This window comes from Mesorhizobium sp. CA12 (assembly GCF_020165255.1).
In the GTDB taxonomy this organism is placed as follows: Bacteria; Pseudomonadota; Alphaproteobacteria; order Rhizobiales; family Rhizobiaceae; genus Mesorhizobium.
Map to the genome: position 1 here is coordinate 220,798 of NZ_JAIUHT010000006.1, position 26,295 is coordinate 247,092.

22 protein-coding genes and 1 tRNA gene are annotated in these 26,295 nt (G+C 63.6%); 11 read left to right on the forward strand and 12 right to left on the reverse strand.

The window, feature by feature from the left end; all coding sequences use genetic code 11:
- Nucleotides 1–149 precede the first annotated feature (149 nt).
- Nucleotides 150–2,147: a glycogen debranching protein GlgX gene (glgX, locus tag LB520_RS12905; protein WP_224637744.1), complete on the forward strand. Its 1,998-nt coding sequence runs from the start codon at nucleotides 150–152 to the stop codon at nucleotides 2,145–2,147.
- Entirely contained in the window at nucleotides 2,147–3,787 is a 1,641-nt protein-coding gene (locus LB520_RS12910) for an alpha-glucosidase family protein (protein WP_224637745.1), read from the forward strand. The genes glgX and LB520_RS12910 overlap by 1 nt, the downstream gene beginning before the upstream one ends.
- Before the next feature lie 473 nt (nucleotides 3,788–4,260).
- Here the strand turns inward: LB520_RS12910 and LB520_RS12915 are convergent, their stop codons facing one another.
- Together LB520_RS12915 and LB520_RS12920 are read right to left on the reverse strand one after the other, a co-directional pair.
- Nucleotides 4,261–5,991, reverse strand: a complete 1,731-nt coding sequence (locus tag LB520_RS12915; protein WP_224637746.1) for a TadG family pilus assembly protein — start codon at nucleotides 5,989–5,991, stop codon at nucleotides 4,261–4,263.
- 146 nt (nucleotides 5,992–6,137) lie between these two features.
- Nucleotides 6,138–6,503: a TadE family protein gene (locus LB520_RS12920; protein WP_245340453.1), complete on the reverse strand. Its 366-nt coding sequence runs from the start codon at nucleotides 6,501–6,503 to the stop codon at nucleotides 6,138–6,140.
- 375 nt (nucleotides 6,504–6,878) lie between these two features.
- Here LB520_RS12920 and LB520_RS12925 point away from each other — a divergent pair, with 375 nt between their 5' ends.
- From LB520_RS12925 to LB520_RS12940, 4 genes are all read left to right on the forward strand, one after another.
- Nucleotides 6,879–8,471 carry a peptide ABC transporter substrate-binding protein gene (locus tag LB520_RS12925; RefSeq protein ID WP_224637747.1) on the forward strand — a complete coding sequence of 531 codons (1,593 nt, stop codon included), beginning with the start codon at nucleotides 6,879–6,881 and terminating at the stop codon, nucleotides 8,469–8,471.
- A gap of 177 nt (nucleotides 8,472–8,648) precedes the next feature.
- Nucleotides 8,649–9,572, forward strand: a complete 924-nt coding sequence (locus LB520_RS12930) for an ABC transporter permease subunit (RefSeq protein ID WP_095766839.1) — start codon at nucleotides 8,649–8,651, stop codon at nucleotides 9,570–9,572.
- Complete coding sequence (locus tag LB520_RS12935) at nucleotides 9,565–10,689, forward strand: ABC transporter permease (RefSeq protein WP_224604849.1); 1,125 nt, start codon at nucleotides 9,565–9,567, stop codon at nucleotides 10,687–10,689. The genes LB520_RS12930 and LB520_RS12935 overlap by 8 nt, the downstream gene beginning before the upstream one ends.
- A gap of 1 nt (nucleotide 10,690) precedes the next feature.
- A complete protein-coding gene (locus LB520_RS12940) occupies nucleotides 10,691–12,310 on the forward strand; it encodes an ABC transporter ATP-binding protein (protein ID WP_140845722.1) in 1,620 nt (539 codons plus the stop codon).
- A gap of 28 nt (nucleotides 12,311–12,338) precedes the next feature.
- On the opposite strand, the gene LB520_RS12945 is transcribed toward LB520_RS12940, so the two are convergent.
- Nucleotides 12,339–12,629: a hypothetical protein gene (locus LB520_RS12945; RefSeq protein ID WP_318012091.1), complete on the reverse strand. Its 291-nt coding sequence runs from the start codon at nucleotides 12,627–12,629 to the stop codon at nucleotides 12,339–12,341.
- A 243-nt stretch (nucleotides 12,630–12,872) separates the two neighbouring features.
- Between LB520_RS12945 and LB520_RS12950 the strand changes: the two genes are divergently transcribed.
- Nucleotides 12,873–13,166: a type II toxin-antitoxin system ParD family antitoxin gene (locus LB520_RS12950; RefSeq protein WP_140845724.1), complete on the forward strand. Its 294-nt coding sequence runs from the start codon at nucleotides 12,873–12,875 to the stop codon at nucleotides 13,164–13,166.
- 48 nt (nucleotides 13,167–13,214) lie between these two features.
- On the opposite strand, the gene LB520_RS12955 is transcribed toward LB520_RS12950, so the two are convergent.
- Nucleotides 13,215–13,580, reverse strand: coding sequence for a hypothetical protein (locus tag LB520_RS12955; protein WP_181174895.1), 366 nt, complete (start codon nucleotides 13,578–13,580; stop codon nucleotides 13,215–13,217).
- A 14-nt stretch (nucleotides 13,581–13,594) separates the two neighbouring features.
- Nucleotides 13,595–13,671: transfer RNA gene (locus tag LB520_RS12960), tRNA-Pro, on the reverse strand.
- 191 nt (nucleotides 13,672–13,862) lie between these two features.
- Between LB520_RS12960 and LB520_RS12965 the strand changes: the two genes are divergently transcribed.
- Nucleotides 13,863–16,100, forward strand: coding sequence for an AGE family epimerase/isomerase (locus LB520_RS12965; protein WP_224637748.1), 2,238 nt, complete (start codon nucleotides 13,863–13,865; stop codon nucleotides 16,098–16,100).
- Between the two features lie 4 nt (nucleotides 16,101–16,104).
- Nucleotides 16,105–16,716 (forward strand): hypothetical protein, encoded by a 612-nt coding sequence (locus tag LB520_RS12970; RefSeq protein ID WP_224637749.1) that lies wholly within the window; start codon nucleotides 16,105–16,107, stop codon nucleotides 16,714–16,716.
- A 4-nt stretch (nucleotides 16,717–16,720) separates the two neighbouring features.
- Here the strand turns inward: LB520_RS12970 and betB are convergent, their stop codons facing one another.
- Genes betB through betI form a run of 5 tightly spaced genes read right to left on the reverse strand, consistent with a single transcriptional unit; the run spans nucleotide 16,721 to nucleotide 22,996 of the window.
- Nucleotides 16,721–18,184, reverse strand: a complete 1,464-nt coding sequence (gene betB / locus LB520_RS12975) for a betaine-aldehyde dehydrogenase (RefSeq protein WP_224637750.1) — start codon at nucleotides 18,182–18,184, stop codon at nucleotides 16,721–16,723.
- Between the two features lie 49 nt (nucleotides 18,185–18,233).
- Nucleotides 18,234–19,886, reverse strand: coding sequence for a choline dehydrogenase (gene betA / locus LB520_RS12980; RefSeq protein WP_224637751.1), 1,653 nt, complete (start codon nucleotides 19,884–19,886; stop codon nucleotides 18,234–18,236).
- Nucleotides 19,879–20,880, reverse strand: a complete 1,002-nt coding sequence (locus LB520_RS12985; protein ID WP_224637752.1) for a threonine/serine dehydratase — start codon at nucleotides 20,878–20,880, stop codon at nucleotides 19,879–19,881. Before LB520_RS12985 ends, betA begins: the two co-directional genes overlap by 8 nt.
- A complete protein-coding gene (betC, locus tag LB520_RS12990) occupies nucleotides 20,880–22,409 on the reverse strand; it encodes a choline-sulfatase (protein ID WP_224637753.1) in 1,530 nt (509 codons plus the stop codon). The genes LB520_RS12985 and betC overlap by 1 nt, the downstream gene beginning before the upstream one ends.
- Nucleotides 22,406–22,996: a transcriptional regulator BetI gene (gene betI, locus LB520_RS12995; RefSeq protein WP_224529972.1), complete on the reverse strand. Its 591-nt coding sequence runs from the start codon at nucleotides 22,994–22,996 to the stop codon at nucleotides 22,406–22,408. Before betI ends, betC begins: the two co-directional genes overlap by 4 nt.
- A gap of 187 nt (nucleotides 22,997–23,183) precedes the next feature.
- Between betI and LB520_RS13000 the strand changes: the two genes are divergently transcribed.
- Together LB520_RS13000 and LB520_RS13005 are read left to right on the forward strand one after the other, a co-directional pair.
- On the forward strand, nucleotides 23,184–24,350 hold the full coding sequence (locus LB520_RS13000) for an acetyl-CoA acetyltransferase (RefSeq protein WP_224637754.1): 1,167 nt from the start codon (nucleotides 23,184–23,186) through the stop codon (nucleotides 24,348–24,350).
- Between the two features lie 54 nt (nucleotides 24,351–24,404).
- Nucleotides 24,405–25,409 (forward strand): asparaginase, encoded by a 1,005-nt coding sequence (locus tag LB520_RS13005; protein WP_224637755.1) that lies wholly within the window; start codon nucleotides 24,405–24,407, stop codon nucleotides 25,407–25,409.
- Here LB520_RS13005 and LB520_RS13010 read toward each other — a convergent pair.
- Nucleotides 25,402–25,881 (reverse strand): GNAT family N-acetyltransferase, encoded by a 480-nt coding sequence (locus LB520_RS13010; protein ID WP_224637756.1) that lies wholly within the window; start codon nucleotides 25,879–25,881, stop codon nucleotides 25,402–25,404. The two genes, LB520_RS13005 and LB520_RS13010, sit on opposite strands and share 8 nt — an antisense overlap.
- Nucleotides 25,881–26,162, reverse strand: coding sequence for a DUF1778 domain-containing protein (locus LB520_RS13015; RefSeq protein WP_140845735.1), 282 nt, complete (start codon nucleotides 26,160–26,162; stop codon nucleotides 25,881–25,883). The genes LB520_RS13010 and LB520_RS13015 overlap by 1 nt, the downstream gene beginning before the upstream one ends.
- Between the last annotated feature and the right edge of the window lie 133 nt (nucleotides 26,163–26,295).

Here is a 26,295-nt window from a genome sequence, read left to right on the forward strand (position 1 = left end):
CGCCGAAGGCGACGGATGAGGGGTGCTCCAGCTTGGCGCAAACCGGCGCTCGCATCGCCGGCGCCTCATTTCTTCCAACACCCCTCATCCGTCTCGGCGCTGCGCGCCGATCCACCTTCTCCCACAGGGGGAGAAGGGGAGGCGCTCGCATGACCTTCGGCGCCACCATCACCCCCGAAGGCATCCGCTTCGCCGCCTGGTCCTCATCCGCGAGACGCCTGTGGGTCTCGCTTTTCGACGACAGCGGTGCGCGCGAGATCGACCGGCTGGAGCTCAACCCGGAAGGGGGTGGCGTGCACGCGCTCCTTGTCTCCGGCCTTGGCGACGGCGCGCGTTACGGCTTCCGCGCCGACGGCGACTATGCGCCGGAGCGCGGCCTGTGGTTCGACCCGAACAAGCTTCTCACCGACCCCTATGCCATCGAGGTCGATCGTCCATACCATTATCATTGGCGGCTTGCCGCCAAACGCAACGAAGGCGCCGACACCGCTCCGCTGATGCCGAAGGCGATTGCGCGTTCGCTGCCCAAACCGGTGCCGCCCCAGCCGCCGCTGTTCCGGCCTGGCGGGCTGATCTACGAGCTCAACGTCCGCTCCTTCACCAAGCTGCATCCGGACGTGCCGGAAACCCAGCGCGGCACCATCGCGGCGCTCGCCCATCCGGCAGTCGTCGAGCACCTGAAGCGTCTTGGTGTGTCGGCCGTCGAATTGATGCCGGTCACCGCGTCGATCGACGAGCGGCATCTGCCGCCATTGGGGCTGAGCAACGCCTGGGGCTACAATCCCGTCACCTTCATGGCGCTCGATCCGCGCCTCGCGCCCGGCGGTCTCAAGGAACTGCGCGACACCGCCGCCGTGCTGCGCAAGGCCGGCATCGGCACCATCCTCGACCTCGTCTTCAACCACACCGGCGAAAGCGACCGGCTCGGGCCGACTTTGTCGCTGCGCGGACTGGATGCGATAGGCTACTACCGGCACCAGCCGGACGGCAGGCTGGTCAACGACACCGGCACCGGCAACACCGTCGCCTGCGACCATCCGGTTGTGCGCGAGATGGTGCTCGACACGCTCCGTCACTTCGTCCGCTTCGCCGGCGTCGACGGCTTCCGCTTCGATCTGGCGCCGGTGCTCGGCCGCGTCGACGGCGCCTTCGATCCGGAAGCGCCGCTGCTTCGGGCCATTGCCGGCGATCCCGTGCTCTGCGACCGCGTGCTGATCGCCGAGCCTTGGGATATCGGTCCGAGCGGCTACCAGCTCGGCAATTTCCGGCCGCCATATCTGGAATGGAATGACCGTTATCGCGACGATGCCAGGCGCTTCTGGCGCGGCGAGACCGGCGCGATCGGCGCCTTGGCCACCCGGCTTGCAGGTTCCTCCGACGTCTTCGGCAGGGAAGGCCAACCGGCGAGCCGTGCGGTCAATTTCATCGCTGCACATGACGGCATGACGCTGGCCGACATCGTCGCCTATGAGCGCAAGCACAACGACGCCAACGGCGAGCACAATCACGACGGCCACAACGACAATTTGTCATGGAACAACGGCGCCGAGGGCGAGACGGACGACGCGGCGATTGCCAAGGCGCGCTTCGATGACCAGCGCGCGCTGCTGGCGACGCTTTTCGCCTCGCGCGGCACCATCATGCTGACCGCCGGCGACGAGTTCGGCCGCACGCAAAAAGGCAACAACAACGCCTATGCGCAGGACAACGCCATCACCTGGCTCGACTGGGCCGGCCGCGATCAGGCGTTGGAGCGATATGCCTCATCGCTCTCTGCGATGCGTCGTGCCTTTCCCGCGCTGTCGGACACGCATTTCCTGACCGGAAAGCCGGCTGATGCTTCGGCCATTCCGGATGTCGAGTGGCTGACGGAGACGGGCGCGCCGCTCGACGAGACGGAGTGGAACGATCCCGATCGACATCGCCTCGTCATGATGCTCGGCGATAGCGGAGGCAGTCGCCTTGCCGTCATGATCAATGGCGACCGCCGCCAATGCGTCTTCACCTTGCCGGTCCGGGACGGCTACGAGTGGCGCCCGGCGATCGAGGCGCAGCCGGTCGATCTTGCGCGGCCGCTGCCCGGCCGCAGCGTCAATTTCATGATCGAGCGGCGTGCCGCTCAATCGCGCAACGGGAAGGGCTTGTGATGGCTGCCGAAAATTCCGGGCAGGGGAGCGAATGGTGGCGCGGCTGCGTCATCTATCAGGTCTATCCACGCTCCTTCCAGGACACGACCGGCAACGGCAGCGGCGACCTCAAGGGCATCACCGCGCGGCTCGCCCACATCGCGTCGCTCGGCGTCGATGCTGTCTGGCTCTCGCCCTTCTTCAAGTCGCCGATGGCCGACATGGGCTACGATGTATCCGACTATCGCGACGTCGATCCGATGTTCGGCACATTGGAAGATTTCGACGCGCTGGTTGTCGAGGCTCACCGGCTCGGCCTGAAACTCATCATCGACCAGGTGATCTCGCATTCTTCCGACAAGCATGAATGGTTCGTCGAGAGCCGCGCCAGCCGCGACAATGCCAAGGCGGACTGGTACGTCTGGGCTGACGCCAGGCCGGATGGCAGCGCGCCCAACAACTGGCAATCGCTGTTCGGCGGGCCGGCCTGGGAATGGGACGCCACCCGCCGGCAATACTACATGCACAATTTCCTCGCCGCTCAGCCGGATCTGAACTTCCACAATCCGGACGTTCAGGACGCGCTTTTGGACACCGTGCGCTTCTGGCTGGAGCGCGGCGTCGACGGCTTCCGGCTGGACACCGTCAACTACTATGTCCACGACCGCTGGCTGCGCGACAACCCGCCCTTGGCCGCGAGCGTCGCCGGCACCAATGGCGCCACCAGCACCTACGCCTTCCAGGAGCATCTTTTCGACAAGACGCGGCCCGAAAACCTCGACTTCTTGAAACGTTTCCGCGCGCTGCTCGACGAATATCCAGACCGCGCTGCGGTCGGCGAGGTGGGTGACGAGGAGCGTTCCCTGCAGACGCTCGCCGCCTATGTCTCCGGCGGCGACAAATTGCAGATGTGCTACACGTTCGACCTGCTCAGCCCGCAATTTTCCGCCGCCCATGTGCGCGGCTGCGTCGAGGCGTTCGAGACGACCGCCCCGGACGGCTGGGTCTGCTGGGCCTTCTCCAACCATGACGTGGTGCGCCATGTCAGCCGCTGGACACGGCCCGGCGAGAGCCCCGACGCGGTGGCCAAATTCTCGATCGCGCTGCTTGCCTGCCTGCGCGGCTCGATCTGCCTCTACCAGGGCGAGGAACTGGGCCTTGAGGAGGCGGAACTCGCCTATGAGGATCTGCGCGATCCCGTCGGCATCCGCTTCTGGCCGGGCGTGAAGGGCAGGGACGGCTGCCGCACGCCGATGGTCTGGGAAGCGGAGGCCGAGAATGCCGGTTTCTCGACGGCCGAGCCCTGGCTGCCGGTGCCGCAGGCGCATCGCACCCGGGCGGTCGACATCCAGGATGGCGAGGGCGGTTCCGTGCTCGCGGCCTATCGATCGATCCTTGCCCTGCGCAAGCATCATCCGGCGCTGATCGCGGGCTCCATCCGTTTTCTCGAGGCCGAGGGCGATGTGCTGGCCTTCATCCGCCATCATCAAGACGAGAAGTTGTTATGCGTCTTCAACTTCGCCGGTGAACCGGCGAGCTGGACGCTGCCGTCTGATCTCGGAGCGGTTGAGCCAATCGACTTCGAAACGACCAGTGTGGTCACCGGCGAAGACGATTTGTCACTGCCGCCGCTGGGTTTCTTTATGGGGCGAACCAGCTAGGCCGCGAGCTGATGCCCCCAACAAAAGCCGTCCCCAGGCGCGATCGGGTTGCAAAGGCCTTAGCGAAGTTGCATCCTAGCCAAATATTTGGCCGAGGTTAGGTTGTGCATATCGAGCTCACCAATGAAGTCGCATTCGGGGAACCTCCGCCTTCAGTAGTGGTGTCCTGCACGTTGCGTGAGGTGCGAGATTTGTCGTCGAAGTTATTGCTCCAAGATATTTTCGACATCTCATCCGAATTTAACGCAACGTTTTCGGGAGGTATATCTGGACTTCAGGTATCAGTTTCTGAGGGTGATGAGCACTTGATTAAGATAGAGGCTGGAAAAGCATCGATATCGTTATCTAGAGGGAACGTCCGGGCTGTTTCAGAAATGCTAGACGCAGTTAAGTCGCCGGGGCAGACCATATATGTCGATTTCGACGGGCTAAACCTCTTTGAAGAGGCAAATTTAATTATCTATACAATCTGACTACTGCACCAGCACAGAACGCCCGCAGGTCGCGCCGGTCACGCGCACGTCGGCCTCGCCGACATGGACGCCCAGAGCTCCAAGCACATTGTAGAGAAGGTCGTCGACCGGCGCGGTCACGCCGTTGAGCAGCGTCGTCACCGCCGGCTTCACCGTGCCGAGCAGGGCTGTCACGTCGAGGCCGAGCCCCAGCGCATTGACCGAGAGCGTCAGATTGTTGACCAGCGATGTCGTCAGCGACTGCGTCAGGTTCTTCGTCGACACCGTCTTGATCGCCTTGTTTGCGATGTCGGTGGCGTTGTAGGTCAGGTTGGTCGGCGTCATGTTGGTGACCGAGAAGGCCGACGAGCCGGTCACCTGCAGCAGCGGGACGAGCAACAGCTTCAGGTCCGCGATATCGGCGTCGGAGAAGGACTGCGGCTTGGTGAAATCCGCGAAGCCGCTGGCATTGCTGTTGGCGAGATGGGCTGAGACCACGCCCGGCTGCGCGGCGATCGAAACCTTGATGCTGGAGGGACCCGTCGGGCAAGTGATGTCGGTCAGCTTCGCTTCGGCATAGGCCACTTCGACGTTGAGCGGCAGGTGGACGGCGACAAGACTGGTGCCGCCGCCGAGATTGGAATTGCCGAGTGTCACGCTGGCGTTGAGCTTGATGCGGGTCTGCGCCGTGCGCACCACGGTGCCTGCCTCTCCCACCGCCAGCCAGGCCGAATTCTGCATCGGCTCGCCGATGGCGATCGAAAGCGTCGTCGATGCCAGCCCCGGGATAGTGGCGCCGAGATCGACCGCCACCTGGTTCGTGCCGTTCGCCAGGGCGGCAGCCGCGGTGAGCATGCTGAGCGCGCTGGCTGTCACGTTGAGGCCGGCCGGCTTTTGCCCGATGCCGAGATCGCCGACGGAGCCGAGATCGATGAGGGTGCTGAGCGGAATCCTGACCGTATTGCTGGCGCTGGAGGCCATGGTCTGCAGAGCGAGTTTGGCTGTGCGGTCGAGCCCCGGCACATTGGCCATTGCCGTGGCGATCTGGCCGATCGTTGCTTTGGAGGCGAGCACGTCGTTGTAGGAAACGCCGGTCAGATGCAGTTGCGTCGCCAGCGCATCGGTGAACGAAAGAACGTCGACATCGGCCGACACCAGTGAATTGTAGTCCATCACGCTGAGCGAGATGTTGCCGCCGAGAAGGCCCCCGAGAAGCGCGTTGAGAATGCCGCCATTGAGACTGGCGAGCCGCGAGCCGACCGAAAAAGCCGCTTGCGGCTGCGCGCTGGCGATAGCGGTCGTACCGAGAGTGGGCGGCGCCATGATCGAGCCGGCGAAATAAAGCGTACCCTGTTTCTTGAGCGTAACCTGGACCGCATTGTAGGGCAGCTTGCCCGCCTCGAACCGGCTGCCGGCGGCAATGGTGCTGACGCCCGTGTAGCGCCCCGGCACGACCTGGACGACGGCCTTGCTGGCGGTCGGCGCCACGGTCGCGCCTTGTTGCTGCACGGCGACCGAGGTGATGCCGTTGTCGCTGAGCGCGGTCAGCACCGCCTGCTGGGCGTTGGTGATGTTCGAGGCCGCGGTGATTGCGGCAAGGTCGACGATCGACTGCGCGGCGCGGCGCTCGTTGTAAAGGGAACCTTCGTCGATCGCGAAGGCGGTCAGCGCCAGCGCCACCGGCGTGCACAGCGCGGTCATGACGGCGAAATTCGCGCTCCGGTCGGCGAGCAGCCGTCGCGTCGCCGCCATGAAAGCAATTCCAGGAAAAGTGCGAAGCGGTTGAGTTCGGCGACCTCGCCGTAGCCTTCCGTCCGGAATTGCGTCACTGAAAACAGATGGAGCGGTCTGGCCTTTTCGGGAAACGATAAGCCGCTCCAGCCCCCCCTTGATGGGCATCATATGCCTCCGACGCGGATCGTCGATTGACGTTGGATCGTCGTGCCCGGCAGCGGCAGCGTCCGGAACAGGTTCCAGATCGGCAGGTTGCGCGCATCGTAGGTGACCGAGACGACGAACTGGCTGCCGTCGACGGCGCTGTCCTGCGCGTTGACGGTCAGCTTGTTGGCGTCGACGAACGGATAGCCCGAGACATCGTGAGTGATGAAATCGGTAACCAGCGCCTGCCGCTCGGTCTGGTTGAGGCCGGCAATCGCGGTGCGCGCCGCGTCGGCGGCGATCTGCTGCACCGAATGGCTGGCGCCGAAATAAATCCCATATGCAACCATGCCGAGCAGAAGCAGGATGAAGACCGGCGCCAGCATGGCAAATTCGATTGCCGACGTGCCCGTGGCGTCAGCCCGGAAACGACACCACGGAACAAGCAATTTTCGGTTCTTCAGCATGGCGCGGAGAATGCCAAAGGCCGCCTGCAAAAACAGAAAACAGCTGGAACAACCGGCAGGTGTGGCAAGTTGAAAGCAAGCTCTAAGCTTTAGGTTTCGCTGTTTTAGCGTTATGGCGCTCACTTTGCGTCAAGCAGGCAATGGTTGAAATAAGATTTCGCTCTGTCTAGTCTCCTGCCACCAGCCGCCGGAAGGAACCGGCGGCACGCCTGAAACGGGGCCGTTTCAACGGTTCCGAGGTGTCAAAACTTAAGAAGGCGCGGCTGAGGGGCTGCGCCGACAGGGAGAAACTTCATGCTGAAAGACATGCTGAAGGCGACGGTGTTCGCCACCACATTGGCCTTGGCCACCGGCACATTCTACACGCCTGCCTTCGCCGAAACCGTCTACAACCGCGGCGCCGCCGCCGAGGCGGAGACGGTCGATCCGCACAAGACGTCGACTGTCTACGAAGCCGATATCATACGCGACCTGTTCCAGGGCCTCGTCATGCATGATCAGAAGACCAATCTCATTCCGGGCGCCGCCGAAAGCTGGACGGTATCGGATGACGGCACCGTCTACACCTTCAAGCTGCGCAAGGACGGGCTCTGGTCGGACGGCACTCCGGTGACGGCGGACGACTTCGTCTATTCGTTCCATCGACTGGAAGATCCGGCCACCGCTGCAGAATACGCCTCGATGCTCTATCCGGTGAAGGGCGCCGAGGACTTCAACACCAAGAAAGGCAAGGCCGAGGATATGGGCGTGAAGGCGATCGACGCCAACACGCTTGAAGTCACGCTGAAGGCTCCGACGCCCTACTTCCTGGAGATGCTGACCCACCAAGCGACCTATCCGGTCAACAAGGCTTCCATGGACAAGCTCGGCGCCGACTGGATCAAGCCGGGCAAGCTGGTCTCCAATGGCGCCTATACGCTGGCGGAGTGGATTCCCAACGACCATATGAAATTGGTCAAGAACCCGAAATTCTGGGACGCCGCGAGCGTCAAGCTCGACGTGGTCAATTACATCCCGACCGAGGATCGCTCGTCGGCGATGAAGCGTTTCGAGGCAGGCGAGCTGGACAGCTATGGCGACCTGCCGACCGAGCAGCTCGCCGATCTCAAAACCAAATTCGGCGACCAAGTCCGTGTCGGGCCGTATCTCGGCACTTATTATTACGCGGTCAAGACCGACAAGGCGCCTTGGGACAATGTCGAGTTGCGCAACGCCATCTCGATGGCGATCGACCGCGACTTCCTCGCCGAGAAGGTCTGGCAGAACTCGATGCTGCCTGGATATTCGATGGTGCCTCCGGGCATCGAGGGCTACACGCCGGCACTGGCCAAATACGCCGACATGCCGCAGATCGACCGCGAGGATGCGGCCAAGAAGATCCTGGAAAAGCTAGGCTATACACCCGAGCATCCGTTGAAGATGGAGATCCGCTACAACACCTCGGAGAACCATAAGAACACGGCGGTGGCCATCCAGGAACAGCTGAAGCCGCTCGGCGTCGAGGTGACGCTGCTCAACACCGACACCAAGACCCATTACAGCTTCCTCGAGCAGAAGGGCAACTACGACGTCGCCCGTGCCGCTTGGATCGCCGACTACAAGGATCCCGAGACCTTCCTCGGCATCTCGCGCAAGGCGAGCGGCAACAACTACTCGAACTACAACAGCCCTGCCTATGAAGCCGCCATGGACAAGGCGGCTGCCGCAGGCGGCAAGCCCGAGGAGCGCATGAAGGACCTCGCCGCAGCCGAGCGCATCCTGGTCGACGACGTCGGCGAGATCCCGCTTCTCTACTACAGCTACCACGACATCGTTTCCTCGAAGCTGCATGGCTTCGACGACAATGTGATGGACATTCATCCGTCCCGCTTCATCTCCAAGGACTGACAAGAAACCTTGGCCGTGCCGCCGCTCTCTTTTTGGGAGCGGCGGTCGCGGTCTGTCGTCGTGCCGGGCCGAAAGTCGGATTGGATTTTCGGGCTGCCCGGTGCGAAGATCAGAGATGCCGGCGCGCCACGGATCTTCGACTGGAGAGCCTGTCGCCCTGGCTGAAGCGGGGCGCCGATGCTGCGTTATGTCTTCCGGCGGCTGTTGACCGCCATCCCGACGCTGTTCGTCATCGTGACGGTGGCGTTTTTCCTGATCCGCGTCGCGCCAGGCGGCCCGTTCAACCAGGAGCGGGGCCTAAGCCCGGAGATCAGGGCCAATCTCGAAGCCCAGTTCGGCCTCAACGATCCGCTCTGGCTGCAATATGTCCACTATCTCGGCAATCTTTTGCGCGGCAGTTTCGGCCCAAGCTACAATTTGCCGGATTTCACCGTCACCGAACTCTTCGCCAAGGGCCTGCCGATCTCGGTACAGATCGGCAGCTCGGCACTGGTGCTGGCGCTGCTGTTGGGCTCGATCCTCGGCACCATCGCCGCGCTCAACCAGAACAAAATAGGCGATTATTCGGTAATCGCTTTGGCCACTGCCGGCAGCACCATCCCCACCTTCGTCACCGCGCCGGTGATCCAGCTCGTCTTCGGGTTGTCCTGGAAGCTGCTGCCGATCGGCGGCTGGGGCGACGGCGCCTTGATCAACAAGGTCGGTCCGGTGCTGACGCTGGCTCTTCCGCAGATCGCCATCGTTGCCCGCCTGATGCGCGGCTCCATGATCGAGAGCCTGCGTTCGCACCATATCCGCACCGCCCGCGCGCTCGGCCTGTCCGACTGGTCGGTGGTGGTCAAGCACGCGCTGCGCGGCGCCGTGCTGCCGATCGTCTCCTTCACTGGTCCGGCGGCGGCGGCGCTGTTGACTGGCTCGATCATCGTCGAAACCATCTTCTCCATCCCCGGGGTCGGCCGCTACTTCGTCGATGCCGCCCTCAACCGGGACTACACGCTTGTCATGGGAACCGTGGTGGTGATCGCGCTCTTCACCATCGTCTTCAACCTGATCGTCGACCTGCTCTATGCGGTCGTCGATCCGAGGGTGCGCTATGACTGACCTCGCCGTCGCCGTGCCCGAGCCGATCGTCGGCCGCTCGCTCTGGGGCAACGCCTGGGCGCGGCTCAAACGCAACCGCGCCGCGATGCTCAGCCTCTATTACCTGGCCTTCATCGCCGTCATCAGCATTTGCGGTCCCTGGGTCGTGCCGCACGCATACACCACCATATATGGCGACTATGTGCGCATGCCGCCGAGCTTTTCGGCCTATCCGAAACCCGACATGATCCAGGGTGCGCTGGGCGACGCCATCAAGCGCATGCGCGCCGACATCAAGGAATGGCACCAGGACGGCAATCGCGTCATCGTCACCGTCACCTCGACCAAGCCGATCGACGACCGCAACATCCGCTATCTCGACCGCTCCGACGCCTTCGACGACACCAGGATCGAGAACAAGTCGCCCGACGGCCTCGAAGTGACGATGAGCTCGGCCGTGAAGCAGCAATATTTCTTCTTCGGCACCGACAACACCGGCCGCGACCTGCTTTCGCGGACGCTGATGGCCGGACGCATCTCTCTGGCCATCGGCCTGCTCGCCGGCGTCGTCGCCGGCGTCATCGGCGTCATCTACGGCGCGACCGCGGGCTTCTCCGGCGGTAAGGTCGACGAGGTGATGATGCGCATCGTCGACGTGCTCTATTCGCTGCCGTTCATCTTCTTCGTCATCATGCTGGTGGTGTTTTTCGGCCGCAACTTCGTGCTGATGTTCCTGGCCGTCGGCGCTGTGTTGTGGCTCGACATGGCGCGCATCGTGCGCGGCCAGGCGCTGTCGATCCGCAGGCAGGAATATGTCCAGGCGGCGGAGGCCATGGGCGTCGGCCAGCGCGGCATCCTGTTGCGCCATGTCATCCCCAACCTGCTTGGCCCGGTGGTCATCTACATGACGCTCTTGGTGCCGCAGGTCATCATCCTGGAGAGCTTCCTGTCCTTCCTCGGTCTAGGCGTGCAGGAGCCGATGACCAGCTGGGGTGTGCTGATCTCGGTCGGCGCCAAGAACATCGGCTACGCCAACTGGCTGCTTTTGTTCCCGGCCTTCTTCCTCGTCTCGACGCTGTTCGCCCTGAATTTCGTCGGCGACGGCCTGCGCGACGCGCTCGATCCCAAGGACCGCTGAGATGACTGGTTCTGAAACGATCCTCAGCGTCAAGGACCTGCGCGTCCGCTTCCAGACCCTCGACGGCACGGTCGAGGCCGTCAAGGGCATCAACATCAAGGTCAACGCCGGCGAGACGGTCGCCGTCGTCGGCGAATCCGGATCCGGCAAAAGCCAGACGATGATGGCGGCGATGAGCCTGCTTTCCTCCAATGGCGAGGCGACCGGCCAGGTCGACTACCGCGGCCGCAATCTCCTGACGATGTCAAAGAGCGAGCTGAACCAGGTGCGCGGCCGCAAGATCAGCATGATCTTCCAGGAGCCGATGACCTCTCTCGATCCGCTCTACACCATCGGCAACCAGCTGATGGAACCGATCAGCCGACACCGCGGGCTGAACGCGGCGGCGGCGCGGGAAGAGGCGCTGAAATTGCTCAGACTGGTGCACATTCCCGATCCCGAACGGCGGATGAAATCCTATCCGCACGAGATGTCGGGCGGCCAGCGCCAGCGCGTCATGATCGCCATGGCCTTGGCCAACGATCCGGACATCCTCATCGCCGACGAACCGACGACGGCGCTCGACGTCACCATCCAGGCGCAGATTCTGATGCTGCTGGCCGAACTGCAGCGCAAGCTCGGCATGGCCATCGTCTTCATCACCCACGACCTCGGCATCGTGCGCCGTTTCGCCGACCGCGTCTATGTCATGCGCCTGGGCGAGGTGGTGGAGGAGGGCGATGCGGAAGCGCTCTTCGCCAATCCGCAGCATGCCTACACCAAGATGCTGCTCGCGGCCGAGCCGACGGGCACCAAGGTGGCGCCGCCCGCCAGTGCGCCGGTGCTGCTCGAAGGCCGCAATGTCGAAGTCGTCTTCAAGATCGGCGGCGGCTTCCTTGGCGGCGAGCCGCTGATGCTGCGCGCGGTGGACAGGATCTCGATCCGGCTGAAGCGCAACCAGACGATCGGCATCGTCGGCGAGTCCGGTTCAGGCAAGTCGACGCTGGGCCGCGCGTTGCTCAGGCTCTTGCCCAGCGACGGCGTGATCCGCTTTGGCGACCGCGACATTTCGGACGCGGACCGCCAGGCGATGCGGCCGCTCAGGCGCGAATTGCAACTCGTGTTCCAGGATCCGTTCGGCTCGTTGTCGCCGCGCATGACCGTCGGCCAGGTGATCACCGAGGGCCTTTTGGTGCACGAGCCCTCATTGACCGGCAAGCAGCGCGACCAGCGCGCCGTCGAGGCATTGCGCGAGGTCGGCCTCGACCCCAATGCGCGCAACCGCTACCCGCATGAATTCTCCGGCGGTCAGCGCCAGCGCATCGCCATTGCCCGCGCCATGATCCTGAAGCCGAAAGTGGTGGTGCTCGACGAGCCGACCTCGGCGCTCGACCGTTCCGTGCAGAAGCAGATCGTCGAGCTTTTGCGCAAGCTGCAGGCCGACCATGAGCTGTCCTACCTCTTCATCAGCCACGACCTCGCGGTGGTCCGCGCCATGGCCGACTACATCATCGTCATGAAGCAGGGAAAGATTGTCGAGGAAGGGCCGACGCAAGAAATCTTCGACAATCCGCGCGAAGCCTACACCCAGACGCTGATGAACGCCGCGATCGATACGGCACGGTTCCGCATGAGCGCTTGAAGCCGGGGCAAGCTTGACCTCGCTCGCCTCACGGCGAGGACGGGCACCTCCGGTTCCGCGTCGCGACGATCACCTGCTGCTGTTGCTGCAGCCGTTCGATCCGCGCGGTTTCGCGATTGGCGATCGCCGTCTTCACGCGCTCGCCGCCGAGCAGCCATGTCGGCACGCTGGTGTTGGCGACCTTGCCGCGAGCGATTGCGGTGCGTGAAATATCGGTCGCGGTGTCGCCGACCGCATTGTTGAGCTCGGGGCAGTTCATTTTGTCGTAGTTCGCCGGGCTGATCGACGCGGTGGTCGATGAGCAGCCCGCCGCGAACAAGAGGACTGCAATTGTCGGTAGAATGGCCGTCGGCGTGAACTTCATACTCTCAACCCTGGTTCGCCGTCCTGCGGTCCCGCGCATCCAGGAGCATGGCGGGTTGCCATTAGGCCAAAGTGAGAAACCGTTGTCGAGCGTTGTCGCACGATTCTGTTTTCGAAGATCACACATCGTTCGAGCGACGGTATTGGCATAATATGCGTCCCCCTAGATCATGCCTGTTGAATTGGAGCTGATACCGCGATGCCGACCCGCAATGTTGTCCTGACGGAACACCTCGAAGAGGTGATCGATCGGCTGGTGAAAACCGGGCGTTATCAGAACGCCAGCGAGGTATTGCGTGATGGCTTGCGGCTGATCGAGCAGCGCGAGGCGAGGGAGTCGGCAAAGCTGGCCGCGCTCAGGGAGGCAGCCAGCATCGGTTTCCACGACATCGAGCAAGGCCGTTTCGAGGATATTGCTGGAGACAGTCTCGAAAAATTTATGAATGGCCTGGGGCGGCAGGCAAGCTTACGCGCGAAAAAACCAGGCTTGTAACGCCATGGTCCTGTACCGGCTTTCAGCAGCCGCGAAGGAAGACATCGTTCAAAACTCGCCTACACGGAAGTCAATTTCGGCGAGATCGCGCGTGTCCGTTACGAAGGGTTGCTGATTGCGGCGTTGCGCGACATTGCTGCCGATCCCGAACGGGTGGGCAGCATCGCCCACGCGGACCTGGGAAGCAATATCCGCAGCTATCACTTGCGCTATAGTCGGGATCGAGCATGGACCGAACACGGCATTGTTCTGCGACCACGCCATTTCCTGCTCTACCGGATGACGCTTGAGGTCATCGGAATTGGCCGCGTTCTCCACGACGCGATGGAACTCCGGCGCCATCTGCCGGAGAGCTACGGCGACGATTGACGGCAGTCCGGATTTCAGACGGATGGCGATTTCGGGAAAGGCCAAGTGCTTGTTTTTTCTGGTCGGAGTGGCAGGATTTGAACCTGCGACCCCCTCGTCCCGAACGAGGTGCGCTACCAGACTGCGCTACACTCCGTGACCAGACCGCGGGCTTATAGCTGCCGCTTTCCGATCCTGCAAGCGGCAATGGCAGTCCTTCTGTCGCATTTCCTTTCTTTCGCGGAGCTTGCCCGAGTGGCATAGGATTTGGCTGTCGGGTAAAGGTGGGCTTAAAGGCTTTTGTCGTAAGTCCGACCCATGGGAGCCGGACTTTTGACAGGGTCGTTCATGAGCCAGCGCATCGTCAGTTTCGTCATGAGCGGCGGCGTCGGGTCGCGGCTGTGGCCGCTATCGCGCGAGGACAACCCCAAGCAGTTCCACGACTTCTCCGGCGATGGCTCGATGCTGGCCAAGACCGTGCGCCGGCTGGCGGCGCGCACGCAAGGCGAGACGCCGATTTTCCTGATCGCCTCGGAGCGTCACGCCGACCGCGTCCATGCCGACCTTGCCGGCATCGATCTGGCCGGCGGCGGACCGCTGTTCGAGCCGACGGGCCGCAACACGGCCGCCGCCGTGGCGCTGGCCAGCCTGCGCACGCTCTCCGACTATGGCGACGAATTGGTTCTGGTGGTGCCGTCCGATCATGAGATCTCGACGCCTGGCCAGTTCTGGCAAAGCATCGAGGCGGGCGCTGCCGCGGCAAATGCCGGCCGGCTCGTGGTGTTCGGCCTGAAACCGACACAGCCCGAGACCGGCTATGGCTATATCGAGGTCGGGGCAGGCCAGGACGGTGTCTTCGACGTCTCGCGCTTCGTCGAGAAGCCCGATCTTGCCACCGCGCAGACCTATGTCGACGCCGGCAGCTTCTACTGGAACACCGGCATCTTCCTGTTCCGCGCCGGCGCCATGCGCGACGCCTTCGCGGCCCATGAACCGAAAATCTGGCGGACGACGGAAGCCGCCTACAAGGCTGCGACCAGCGATCTGTCCGGCCTCTATATGCCGCTGGACCTTTATTCCGCGATCCCGTCGACCTCGATCGACTACGCCATCATGGAGCAGGCGAAAGATATCGCCATGGTGCCCGCCGGCTTCCGCTGGAACGATCTCGGCTCCTGGCAGTCGCTGCTCGATGTCGGCCCGTCCGACAAGGGCGGCAACGTCATCGTTGGAGACGTCGTCGCCATCGATTGCGAGAATTCCTATATCCGCAGCGAGGGTCGGCTGCTGTCGGCCATCGGCATGAAGGACGTGGCGATCGTCTCCACGGCCGATGCGACGTTCGTCGCGCCGGTCAGCCACAGCCAGCACGTCAAGAAGATCGTCGAGCAACTGGAGAAATCCGGCCGGCTCGAAACAAGGTTCACGCCGGCGCATGACCGCGTCATCGAGAGCGGCGCCTGGCGGCGCCGCGTGCGCCACTGGCTGTTCGAGGAGACGCTGCCGCTATGGTCGACGCTCGGCGTCGACGAACGCCATGGCGGCTTCCACGAGGCGCTGGGCTTCGACGCCGCGCCGCTGATGAAACCCAAGCGCATGCGCACCCAGGCGCGTCAGGTCTATGCTTTCGCGGTCGCCAAGGAGCGCGGCTGGGACGGCCCGGCCGACCGGCTGATCGCGCACGGCATCGACTTCATGGCGGGGCAGGGCCGCACCGATCGCGGCGGCTGGGTGCGCACGCTCAACATCGACGGCTCGGTCGCCGATCCGGTCGAGGATGCCTACGACCATTCCTGCGTGCTTCTGGCGCTCGCCCACGCCCATATGTCGGGCCATCCCGACGCGTTGCGGCTCGCAGAGGAGACATTCGCCTTCCTCGACGTGCATCTGGAGGATGCCCGCCTGACCGGCTTTCTGGAAACCTCCGACGGCGCGGAGGAACGGCGCTCCAATCCGCACATGCATCTGCTCGAGGCCTTCCTCGCCTGGCACAAGGCGACGGGCGAGCGCGCCTATCTGCGCCGCGCGGCACGCATCATCGATCTTTTCCGCAGCCATTTCTTCGATGCCGAAAGCTGGACACTGGGTGAATATTTCGACGACGGCTGGAAGCCGGCGGCGGGCGAGAAGCGGAGCTGGACCGAGCCTGGCCATCACTTCGAATGGGCCTCGCTGCTGGTCGATTTCGCCGCTCGCAGCGGCCAGGGCGAACTCACCGCTTTCGCGCGCAAGCTCTATGCCTCGGCCGTTGCCAACGGCCTCAACCGCGCCACCGGCCTCGCCTATGGCGCCGTCTCGCGCCAGGGACTGCCGCTCGACACGGTCTCGCGAAGCTGGCCGCAGGCCGAGGCGATCAAAGCGGCAATCGCGCTCGACGGCTCGGGCGGACCGGACCTCAAGCCCGAGATCGAGGCGCGCGTCGGCCGCCTGTTCCGCTGGCACATAGATCCGGCGCCGCTCGGCCTGTGGATCGACCGCATCGACGAACGCGGCCGTTCGCTGGCGACCGACGTGCCGGCCAGCATCTTCTATCACCTAGTCTGTGCGCTGACGCAGTATCTGGACGGGACGACGGAGAAGGGGTGAAAGGTTGGAAGAGGCGGACGCCGGCGACTTTGTAGACCTTCCGGGCGATACAACCCTTTGGAAGACACAGGGCATTCCGCCGACAAGGATTAAACTCCCAATAGAAGCCCGCACCCGCTTTCCTTGGTACTTGCCCATTTTCGGTATAGCCTCGGTGTGGGCACTATCTTCTTCAGTGAGCTTCTACTCCACTGCGGTCCAAAACTGGGAAGCAGGAAATTCACTCGACCGGCTAGGGTGGCTTGCTGGGATCCTCGGCTGTCTTCTTGTCGGCGCACTGTTCGCGGGAATGCTAGCAAGGGCGGCAATGGACGCGGCGAGTTCACGTCCATCGCTCATTCTCACGAGAGAAACCTTATGGGATAGGCGGCAGCTGGATGGCCCGATGCCTTGGAGCAACGTCCAGCGCGTAAGCTTTATATCCAGTAGGGCTTCGTTGGCCGCTCATCTGAAACTTACCCGACCAGTGTATGTCAGGAGCGGGCTGTTCCGGTTCGGTGGGGCAGTCACGAGCAGGCTCAGATCAAATGTGGTCGTCTTGATTTCGGACCTTGACGTGGACGAGGGAGTGATCAAGAAGATCATCGTAGCCCTTCCTAAGAATGTGCGCCCGTAACTATTCAGTAGGGCGCTGCCACGTCCCCCGTCTCGACATAAACCGCCTTCAGCTGTGAATAATGCGCCAGCGCCGCCAGCGAATTCTCGCGGCCGATGCCGGACTGCTTGACGCCGCCGAAAGGCATTTCCACCGGCGTGAGATTGTAGGCGTTTATCCAGCAGGTGCCGGCCTGCAGCTCGGCGATGACGCGATGCGCGCGCGGCAGGTCGCGCGTGAACACGCCCGCCGCCAGCCCGAATTCGGTATCGTTGGCGCGCTCGATCACCTCGTCCTCGCTGTCGAATTTGAGCACGCTCATCACCGGTCCGAAAATCTCCTCGCGCGCGAGCCGCATGGTGTCGGCGACATTGGTGAACACCGTCGGCTCGATGAAAAAACCGCCTTCGAAACCCTGCAGTGACGGCAAATTGCCGCCGCAGGCTAGGCTGGCGCCATCCTGCTTGCCGGCTTCGATATAGGAAACGACCTTGTCCTGCTGCGCCTTGTTGACCAGCGGACCCATCTGCGTTTCCGGATCGAGCGGATCGCCGATGCGGATTTTCTTGGTGCGCTCGACAAGCCGCTCGACGAAGCGGTCGTGCAGGCCTTTCTGCACGAAGACGCGCGTGCCGTTCGAGCAGATCTGGCCGGTGGAATAAAAGTTGCCGAGCATGGCGCCGCCGATGGCGTTCTCGAGATCGGCGTCGTCGAAGATGATCAGCGGCGACTTGCCGCCGAGCTCCATCGTCGCGTGCTTCATTTTCGAGCCGGCAAGCGACAGCACCTTGCGGCCGGTCGGCACCGAGCCGGTCACCGAAACTTTTGCCACGACATCATGGCCGACGAGACCTGCGCCGACATCGCCGTAACCCTGCACGACGTTGAACAATCCGTCGGGCAGCCCCGCTTCGCTGTATATTTCGGCCAGCGCCAGAGCCGAAAGCGGCGTGTTCTCCGACGGCTTGAACACCATGGCATTGCCCATGGCCAAAGCCGGCGCCGACTTCCAGCCGGCAATCTGGATGGGATAGTTCCAGGCGCCGATGCCGACGCAAACGCCGAGCGGCTCGCGTCGCGTGTAGGCGAAGGGTCCGCCGAGATCGATCATCTCGCCATTGAAGGCGGCGACCGCTCCGGCGAAATATTCCAGGCAGTCGGCGGCCGAAGGGGCGTCGGCCACCAGCGTCTCCTGGATAGCCTTGCCGGTGTCCAGCGTCTCGATGCGGGCCAGATCGGCATTGCGTGCGCGCAGAATGTCGGCTGCGCGGCGCAGGATGCGGCCGCGTTCGACAGGCTTCAACCGTGCCCAGGCCGGCTGCGCGGCCCGGGCGGCTTCGATGGCGAGCTCCAGAACGTTCGGCGTCGCTGAATGCAGCGTTGCGATGGTCTCGCCCGTCGCCGGATAGATCACCGGCAGCGGCGCACCGCCTTCGTCCTCGATGTAGCGGCCGTTGACGTAGTGCGATGCCGTCGGTTGGGCGCGCATGGCTTTCTCCAGAACTGTTGGCCGATCGGGCGGTCTGCCCGACAATGCCCTATCGGTCCGCCACCTGCCAGCGCGGATTGATCCACGGTTCCTGGTTGGATGGCGCCAGCGGCGTTCGGCCAAGGATGTGGTCGGACGCCTTCTCGCCGGTCATGATCGACGGCGCGTTGAGATTGCCGTTGGTCACCCGCGGGAAGATCGAGGAGTCGGCGACGCGCAGCCCCTCGACGCCGATCACCCGGCATTCCGGGTCAACGACACTGGTCAGGTCGTCGGCGCGGCCCATCCTGCAGGTGCCGCAAGGATGGTAGGCGCTCTCGGCATGGTCGCGGATGAAGGCGTCGAGCTCGTCGTCCGACTGCACATGGCTGCCCGGTGAAATCTCTTTGCCGCGAAAGCCATCGAAGGCTTTCTGGCCGAAAATCTCGCGCGTAAGCCGGATGCAGTGGCGGAACTCGCTCCAGTCGTCCGGATGCGACATATAGTTGAAGCGGATCACCGGCTTGGCCTTCGGATCGGGAGAGCGCAAGCTCACCGAGCCGCGGGATTTCGAGCGCATCGGGCCGACATGCGCCTGGAAGCCGTGCGACTTCGCCGCCGACTTCCCGTCGTAGCGCACGGCCGCCGGGATGAAGTGGTACTGGATATCGGGGTAGTCGACGCCGGCCTGCGAACGCACGAAGGCTGCCGCCTCGAAATGATTGGTGGCGCCAAGGCCGGTCTTGAAGAACAGCCATTGCGCGCCGATCAGCGCCTTGGAGAAGGGATTGAGCACCGAGTTCAGCGTGATCGGCTTGGACGATTCCTGCTGGATATAAAGCTCCAGGTGGTCCTGCAGATTGGCGCCGACGCCCGGCCGGTCGGCAACCACCTGGATGCCGTTTTCCTGGAGATGCGCACCCGGGCCGATGCCTGACAGCATCAGGATCTTCGGCGAATTGATCGACGACGCCGCGACGATCACCTCACGCCGCGCCTTAACGACCTGAATCTTTTTGTCAGCTTCGATCTCGACGCCGATCGCGCGTTGATTCTCGATCACCACGCGCCGGGCGAAACCCTTGAGCAGCCTGACATTTCCGCGTCTGAGAGCCGGCTTGAGATAGGCGTTCGCCGCCGACCAGCGGCGGCCGCCCAGAATGGTCTGTTCCATCGGCCCGAAACCTTCCTGCTTGGAGCCGTTATAGTCGTCGGTGAGCTCGAACCCGGCCTGGCGGCCTGCCTCGACAAAGGCGCCGTAGAGCGGATTTTTCCGCGTGCCGCGCTGCACATGCAGTGGTCCGCCTTTGCCACGCCAGCCGTCCTCGCCGCCGTCGCAATCCTCCATGCGCTTGAAATAAGGAAGCACGTCGGCGAACGCCCAGCCTGCGGCGCCCTGTTCGGCCCAGTGGTCGAAGTCATGCGCATGTCCGCGCACATAGACCATGCCGTTGATCGAGGACGAGCCGCCGAGCACCTTGCCGCGTGGGGTGGCAAGCACGCGCCCGCCGAGATGCGGCTCCGGCTCGCTGGCGAAACCCCAGTCGTAAAGGCTCATATTCAGCGGGATCGACAGCGCGGACGGCATCTGGATCAGCGGCCCCATATCGGTGCCGCCATACTCAATGACGATCACCGAGTGCTTGCCGTCTTCCGACAGCCGGTAGGCCATGGCCGAGCCGGCTGAGCCGGAGCCGATGATGACGAAATCCGCTTCAAGCATTGTTCATGTGCGCCATAAAGTCGGCGAGCGAGACATTGCCGCCGGTTGCAACCACAAGGACGGTCTTGTCCTTCACATCCACCTTGCCGCCGAGCAGCGCTGCGAGCGATGCCGCGCCCGAAGGTTCGAGCACCAGCTTCATCCGCTCGAACGCGATCTTCATCGCCCGCCGCACCGAGGCGTCGTCGACGGTGACACCGCGCACCCCGGCGGCGCTCACCGCCGCGAAGGGCGCGTCGCCGGGCTTGCGCGCCATCAGCCCGTCGCAGATCGATTTCGGCCCGATCGGCATGGTCTCGATCGCGCCATGCGCCAGCGACGAGCCCATGCCGTTGAAACCTTCCGGCTCGACGGCGATGATCTCGGCCTTGGGCGACAGATAGTGGAAGGCCAGCGAAACACCGCCGATCAGTCCGCCGCCGCCGACCGAGCAGAACACCAGATCGGCCTGCGCCTTCTTCATTGCCAGCTGATCGAGCGCTTCAAGTCCCGCGCCGGCCTGGCCGGCGACGATCTCAGGATCGTCGAAGGGATGCAGCAAGGTGAGGTGCTCGCTCTCGGCGATCTCGCGCGCCTTTGCAGCCGCAACTTCCTCGCGGGCCCGATCGCCATGGTCGGTCAGCACCACGCGCGCGCCATAACCGGCGGTCGCGTCGCGCTTGGCGGCGGGCGCGTCGATCGGCATGACAATGGTGACGGGAATGCCGAGCGCCTGGCCGGCCGCCGCCAGCCCTTGCGCGAAATTGCCGGAGGAATAGGCGACGACCCCCTTTTTCGCTTCATCCGGCGAAAGCCGGTTCAACCGCCAATAGGCGCCGCGCACCTTGAAGGAGCCGGCCCATTGCAGCGACTCCGGCTTGACGAAGATCCGCGCTGCACCTGTCTCTTTTGCGAGCGCCGCCGACTCCAGCAGCGGCGTCACCTGCGTGGCCGTCGAGGTGACGGCATAGGCCTGTTTCAGATGGTCGAGGGTGGGAACGAGAACGTCAGCCATTATTCGCCTCTCGGATAGCGTTTGCTCTCTTCGAGATTGTCGAGGTTCATGTGATTGCGCATGTAGCGTTCCGACGCCTTCTGCAGCGGCTGGAAATCCCACGGGTAGTAGGCGCCGTTGCGCAGCGCCGGATAGACAACCCAGCGGCGCGCCTGGCTTTCGCGCACGGCGGCGTCGAAGGCGGCCATGTCCCAGCGGGCCCTGACCTTGTCCATGAACGCTGCCACCAGAGCTGCGTTCGCCGGATCGTCGGCGAGGTTGTCACGCTCGAGCGGATCGGTATCGAGATCGAACAGTTGCGGCGCGTCGAGCTCGCAATGGATGAATTTGTATTTGCCGTCGCGCAACGCGACCAGCGGCGCGTAGGAGCCTTCGGCCGCATACTCCATCAGCACCGGCCCGCTTCGCGCTTTGCCGTCGAGCAGCGGCAGCAGCGACTGGCCGTCGGTCCACGGCGCGATTGCGGCGATGTCTATGCCGGCGAGGTCGCAGAGCGTCGGCGTCACGTCGAGATTGGAAACTGGTGTCTTGATCGGCCCAGCCGGAACGCCCTTGCCGGCAATCATCAGCGGCACGCGGGCAGATCCCTCGAAGAAGCTCATCTTGAACCACAGGCCGCGTTCGCCCAGCATGTCGCCGTGGTCCGAACAGAACAGGACAGTGGTGTCGTCGAGCATGCGGGTACGCTTGAGGACGTCCAGAATCTCGCCCAGCTTGTCGTCGACATAGGAGATGTTGGCGAAATAGCCGCGCCGCGAACGGCGCACCTGTTCCGGCGTGATCTCGAAGGCTTGATAGTCGCTGGCCCGGTAGAGCCGTTGCGAATGCGTATCCTGCTCGTCATGCGGGATGAACGGGGTTTCAGGATCGAGCGCCTGGCAGTTCTCGTAGAGATCCCAATATTGCTTGCGCGCCACATAGGGGTCGTGCGGATGCGACAGCGAAACGGTAAGGCACCAGGGACGGTGACCCGCATCGTCCTGCTCGCGCGACAGCTGGTAGAGTTTTTGCGTGGCCAGGAACACGACCTCGTCGTCATACTCCATTTGGTTGGTGATCTCGGCGACGCCGGCACCGGTGACCGAACCCAGATTGTGATACCACCAGTCGATGCGCTCGCCGGGCTTGCGGTAATCCGGCGTCCAGCCGAAATCGGCGGGATAGATGTCGGTGGTCAGACGATCCTCGAACCCGTGCAACTGGTCGGGCCCGACGAAATGCATCTTGCCGGACAGGCAGGTGTAATAGCCGGCGGCGCGCAGATGGTGGGCGAAGGTCGGAATGGAAGACGTGAACTCGGCGGCGTTGTCATAGACCCCCGTGCGCGACGGCAATTGCCCGCTCATGAACGAAGCGCGGCCAGGCGCGCAGAGCGGCGAGGCAGTGTAATTGTTGGCGAAGCGCGCCGAGCGCGCGGCAAGCGCCTTCAGGTGCGGGGCATGCAGGAAGTCCGCCGGGCCGTCTGGAAAGAACGTGCCGTTGAGCTGATCGACCATGACGATCAGGAAATTGGGTCGCCGGGTGGTCAAGGCAGGCTCCGTCCGTTGAGCTTGGTTTCGAGATAGTCTTCCACGAGCGCGATCGCGGTCTGCGCGTCGGGCACGCCGTCCTTCAGCGCGCGGCGGATGTAGAGCCCGTCGATCAGTGCCGCGGTCGCTTCCGCCACGCGGTCGGCCTCGGTCCGAGGCAGGATGCCGGTCAGTCCGCTCATCAGGTTCGAATTGAGCCGCCGCGCATAGATGCGCAGCAGCCGCCGCAGCTCCGTCGATTTCTGCGCCTCGACATAAAAGGCGAGCCAGGCCGCGATGATCTGAGGCTGGAACTGGTCGTCGGAAAAGCTGACGGCGACGACGGCCGAGACGCGCTGGCGCGGCGTGGCGGCAATGCCGAACGCGCGCCTTGTGTCGGTGTTGAGCTCGGCGAGGATGTGCCGCATTGTGGCGAAGAGCAGTTCGTCCTTCGCTCCGAAATAGTGATGCGCCAGCGCCGACGACACGCCGGCGCGGCCGGCGATCTCCGACATCGTCACGTCCAACGACCCGCGCTCGCCGATCGCCGAGATCGTCGCGTCGATCAGCGCCTTGCGGCGCACTGGCTCCATTCCGATTTTCGGCATTTTGGAATCCGGTTCTGCGGTTAGATTATTTTTTATTGACGGATCAATCAATAAAAAATCGACGTGGGATCAACCTTTCATTTCGATCTGGTCCATGCCTGGGGCTGGAAAACGGTTCACTATTGAACAATATTGAATCACGTGCCGCGCGCGATCGTGCTAGGCTGCGGCGCAAATGGAGGCTGCCATGACCGCATGCATCGTCGGCTGGGCGCATTCGCGCTTCGGCAAGCTCGAAGGCCAGACGCTGGAGGGCCTGATCACCAAGGTCGCCGTCGAAGCGCTCGACCACGCCGGCATCGGTCCGGACGATGTCGACGAGATCGTGCTTGGCCATTTCAACGCCGGCTTCTCGCCGCAGGATTTCACCGCGAGCCTCGTGCTCCAGGCCGATGACCGGCTGCGCTTCAAGCCGGCGACGCGCGTCGAGAACGCCTGCGCCACTGGCTCGGCCGCCGTCCGTCAAGGCATCCGCGCCATCGACGCCAACGCCGCCCGTGTCGTGCTGGTGGTCGGCGCCGAGCAGATGACGACCACGCCCGGACCCGAGATCGGCAAGAACCTGCTCAAGGCCTCCTACCTGCCGGAGGATGGCGACACGCCGGCTGGCTTTGCCGGCGTCTTCGGCAAGATCGCGCAGGCCTATTTCCAGCGCTATGGCGACCAATCGGACGCGCTTGCCATGATCGCCGCCAAGAACCACAAGAATGGCGTCGACAATCCCTACGCCCAGATGCGCAAGGATTTCGGCTATGAGTTCTGCCGCCAGGAAAGCGAGAAGAACCCGTTCGTCGCCGGTCCGCTGAAGCGCACCGATTGCTCGCTGGTCTCCGACGGCGCCGCGGCGCTCGTTCTCACCGACACGGCGACGGCGCTGAAGATGCGCCGCGCCGTGACTTTCCGCGCCAACGAACATGTCCAGGATTTCCTGCCGATGTCGAAGCGCGACATCCTCTCCTTCGAGGGTTGCGAGCGCGCCTGGGAGCAGGCGCTGAAGAAGGCCGGCGTGACGCTCGACGACCTCTCCTTCGTCGAGACGCATGACTGCTTCACTATCGCCGAGCTGATCGAATACGAAGCGATGGGGCTCGCCAAGCCAGGCGAGGGCGCCAGGCTGGCGCTGGATGGCACGACCGCAAAGGACGGTCGGCTGCCGGTCAACCCGTCCGGCGGCCTGAAGGCCAAGGGCCACCCGATCGGCGCTACCGGTGTCTCGATGCATGTGCTGACAGCCATGCAGCTCACCGGCGAAGCCGGCGGCATCCAGGTGCCGGGCGCGAAACTCGGCGGCATCTTCAACATGGGTGGCGCGGCGGTCGCCAACTACGTTTCCATCCTCGACCGGATCAGGTAGAAGCGGCCCGCATCAAAGCGCGCCCTCCTTAGGGCGGCGCGTGCGGGAGGCAACATGACAAATCCGGTTCTGGTCGAAGTCACGCGCGGCGAGGTGGTCGAAAGCGCCCACCGCGGCGCGGTCTCCGTCTTCGACGCCGACGGCAAGGCCGTCTGGGAGATCGGCGATACGGACCGCCCGGTGTTCCCGCGCTCGGCGGTGAAAGCAATCCAGGCATTGCCGCTGGTCGAATCGGGTGCCGCCGATGCCTACGGCTTCGGCAACCGCGAGCTGGCGCTGGCCTGCGCCTCGCATTCGGGCGAGCCGGCCCATGTCGAATTGGCCAACGCGATGCTCGCCAGGGCAGGCCTCGACAGGACGGCGCTGGAATGCGGTGCGCACTGGCCCTCGAGCCACGACGCCACCATCGCGCTCGCTCGCGCCGGCAACGTGCCGAACGCCTTGCACAACAACTGCTCCGGCAAGCATTCCGGTTTCCTCTGCACCTGCGTGCATGCCGGCATTTCCCACGCCGGCTATGTCAAAGCCGGCCATGCGCTGCAGGAGATGGTGCGCGACGCCATGCAGTCCGTGACCGGCGCGGCGCATGACGTCGACCATTGCGGTATCGACGGCTGCTCGATCCCGACCTACGCCGTGCCGTTGAAGAATTTTGCTCAGGGCTTTGCCCGTATGGCGACGGGCAGCGGCTTTGCGCCCGCGCGCGCCAAGGCGGCGAAGCGGCTGCTTTCGGCCTGCATGGCCGAGCCGTTCCTGGTCGCGGGCACCGGCAAGGCCGACGTCACGCTGATGCAGGCGGCACCCGGTCGCATCTTCGTCAAGACCGGCGCCGAAGGCGTCTATTGCGCGGCATTGCCCGAACTTGGCCTCGGCATTGCCTTGAAATGCGATGACGGCGCGGGCAGGGCGGCGGAGGTGATGATCGCCGCCGTGCTGGCGAAGCTGCTGAACGGCGATGAAGCGGTTGCGGCAAGGCTCACCGAGCTTGCCGATCCTCCGGTCGAAAGCCGCGTCGGCGCCAAGGTCGGCTTGCTGCGGCCGACGGCGGCGCTCAACTAGCTGTCTTCAGCGACAGCACCAAAGTCATCGGATTTTTTGGGGAAGCCTGGAAGCCATAGCGCTCATAAAACGTCTTGGCTTCATCCGATATGGCATGAACCAGGAGACCGCGAATGCCGAGAATAGCTGCCGCTTGGCCCGTCCGCAGCACCGCGTCCTGCAGCAGAGCAACACCCAGACCCTTGCCTTGCCAGTTCGCATCGACAGCCAAACGGCCAAGCACAGCCATGGGTACGGGATCGGGCATATTGCGCCGGATCGAACCGGGCGCATCCGCCAGGTCAAGTCCGCCCGATGAAAGGCAGTAGTAACCGACGACGTGCGTACCTTCCGCAACCACATAGGTTCTGGACGCCCCGCCGACTTGATTAGCGCGCGCCCGCCGCCGAAGCCACTGATCCAGGCTGTCGGTCCCGCTTTGAAAAAGGTCGAGCTCGTGCGCATCGGCTAAAAGGGCTGGCGCCGAAAGCATCAGTCCCGCCAAGGTTTGGGCGCATTCATCAGGCGGGCGAATCCCTCGCCGCTCGGCGGCTGGTCGAGGATATCGAGATAGTGCCGATAGCTCTCGGCATCGACCTTGACGAGCGTCTGGTCGAGCAGCGTGTCTTCGGCTGCGCGGTAGGCAGCGTCGATCATGAAGTCGGATCGGGTCTTCCCGCGGATCTTCGCGGCGCGGTCGATCAGGATGCGGACATCCTCGCGGATGCGCAGATTGACGGGCTTGGCGTGGGTATCTTGATTTTTGGTAGCCATGGCAAATCCTTTCGTTACCGGTTTAGCATTTTTGCATACACAATGTGTATCTAATTCTGAAATTGCCGATTTTCCTCGCTGGCGACCTGGACGGCGCCGGTTCTCCGCAAAACCGAACAGCAGCGAGTTCATG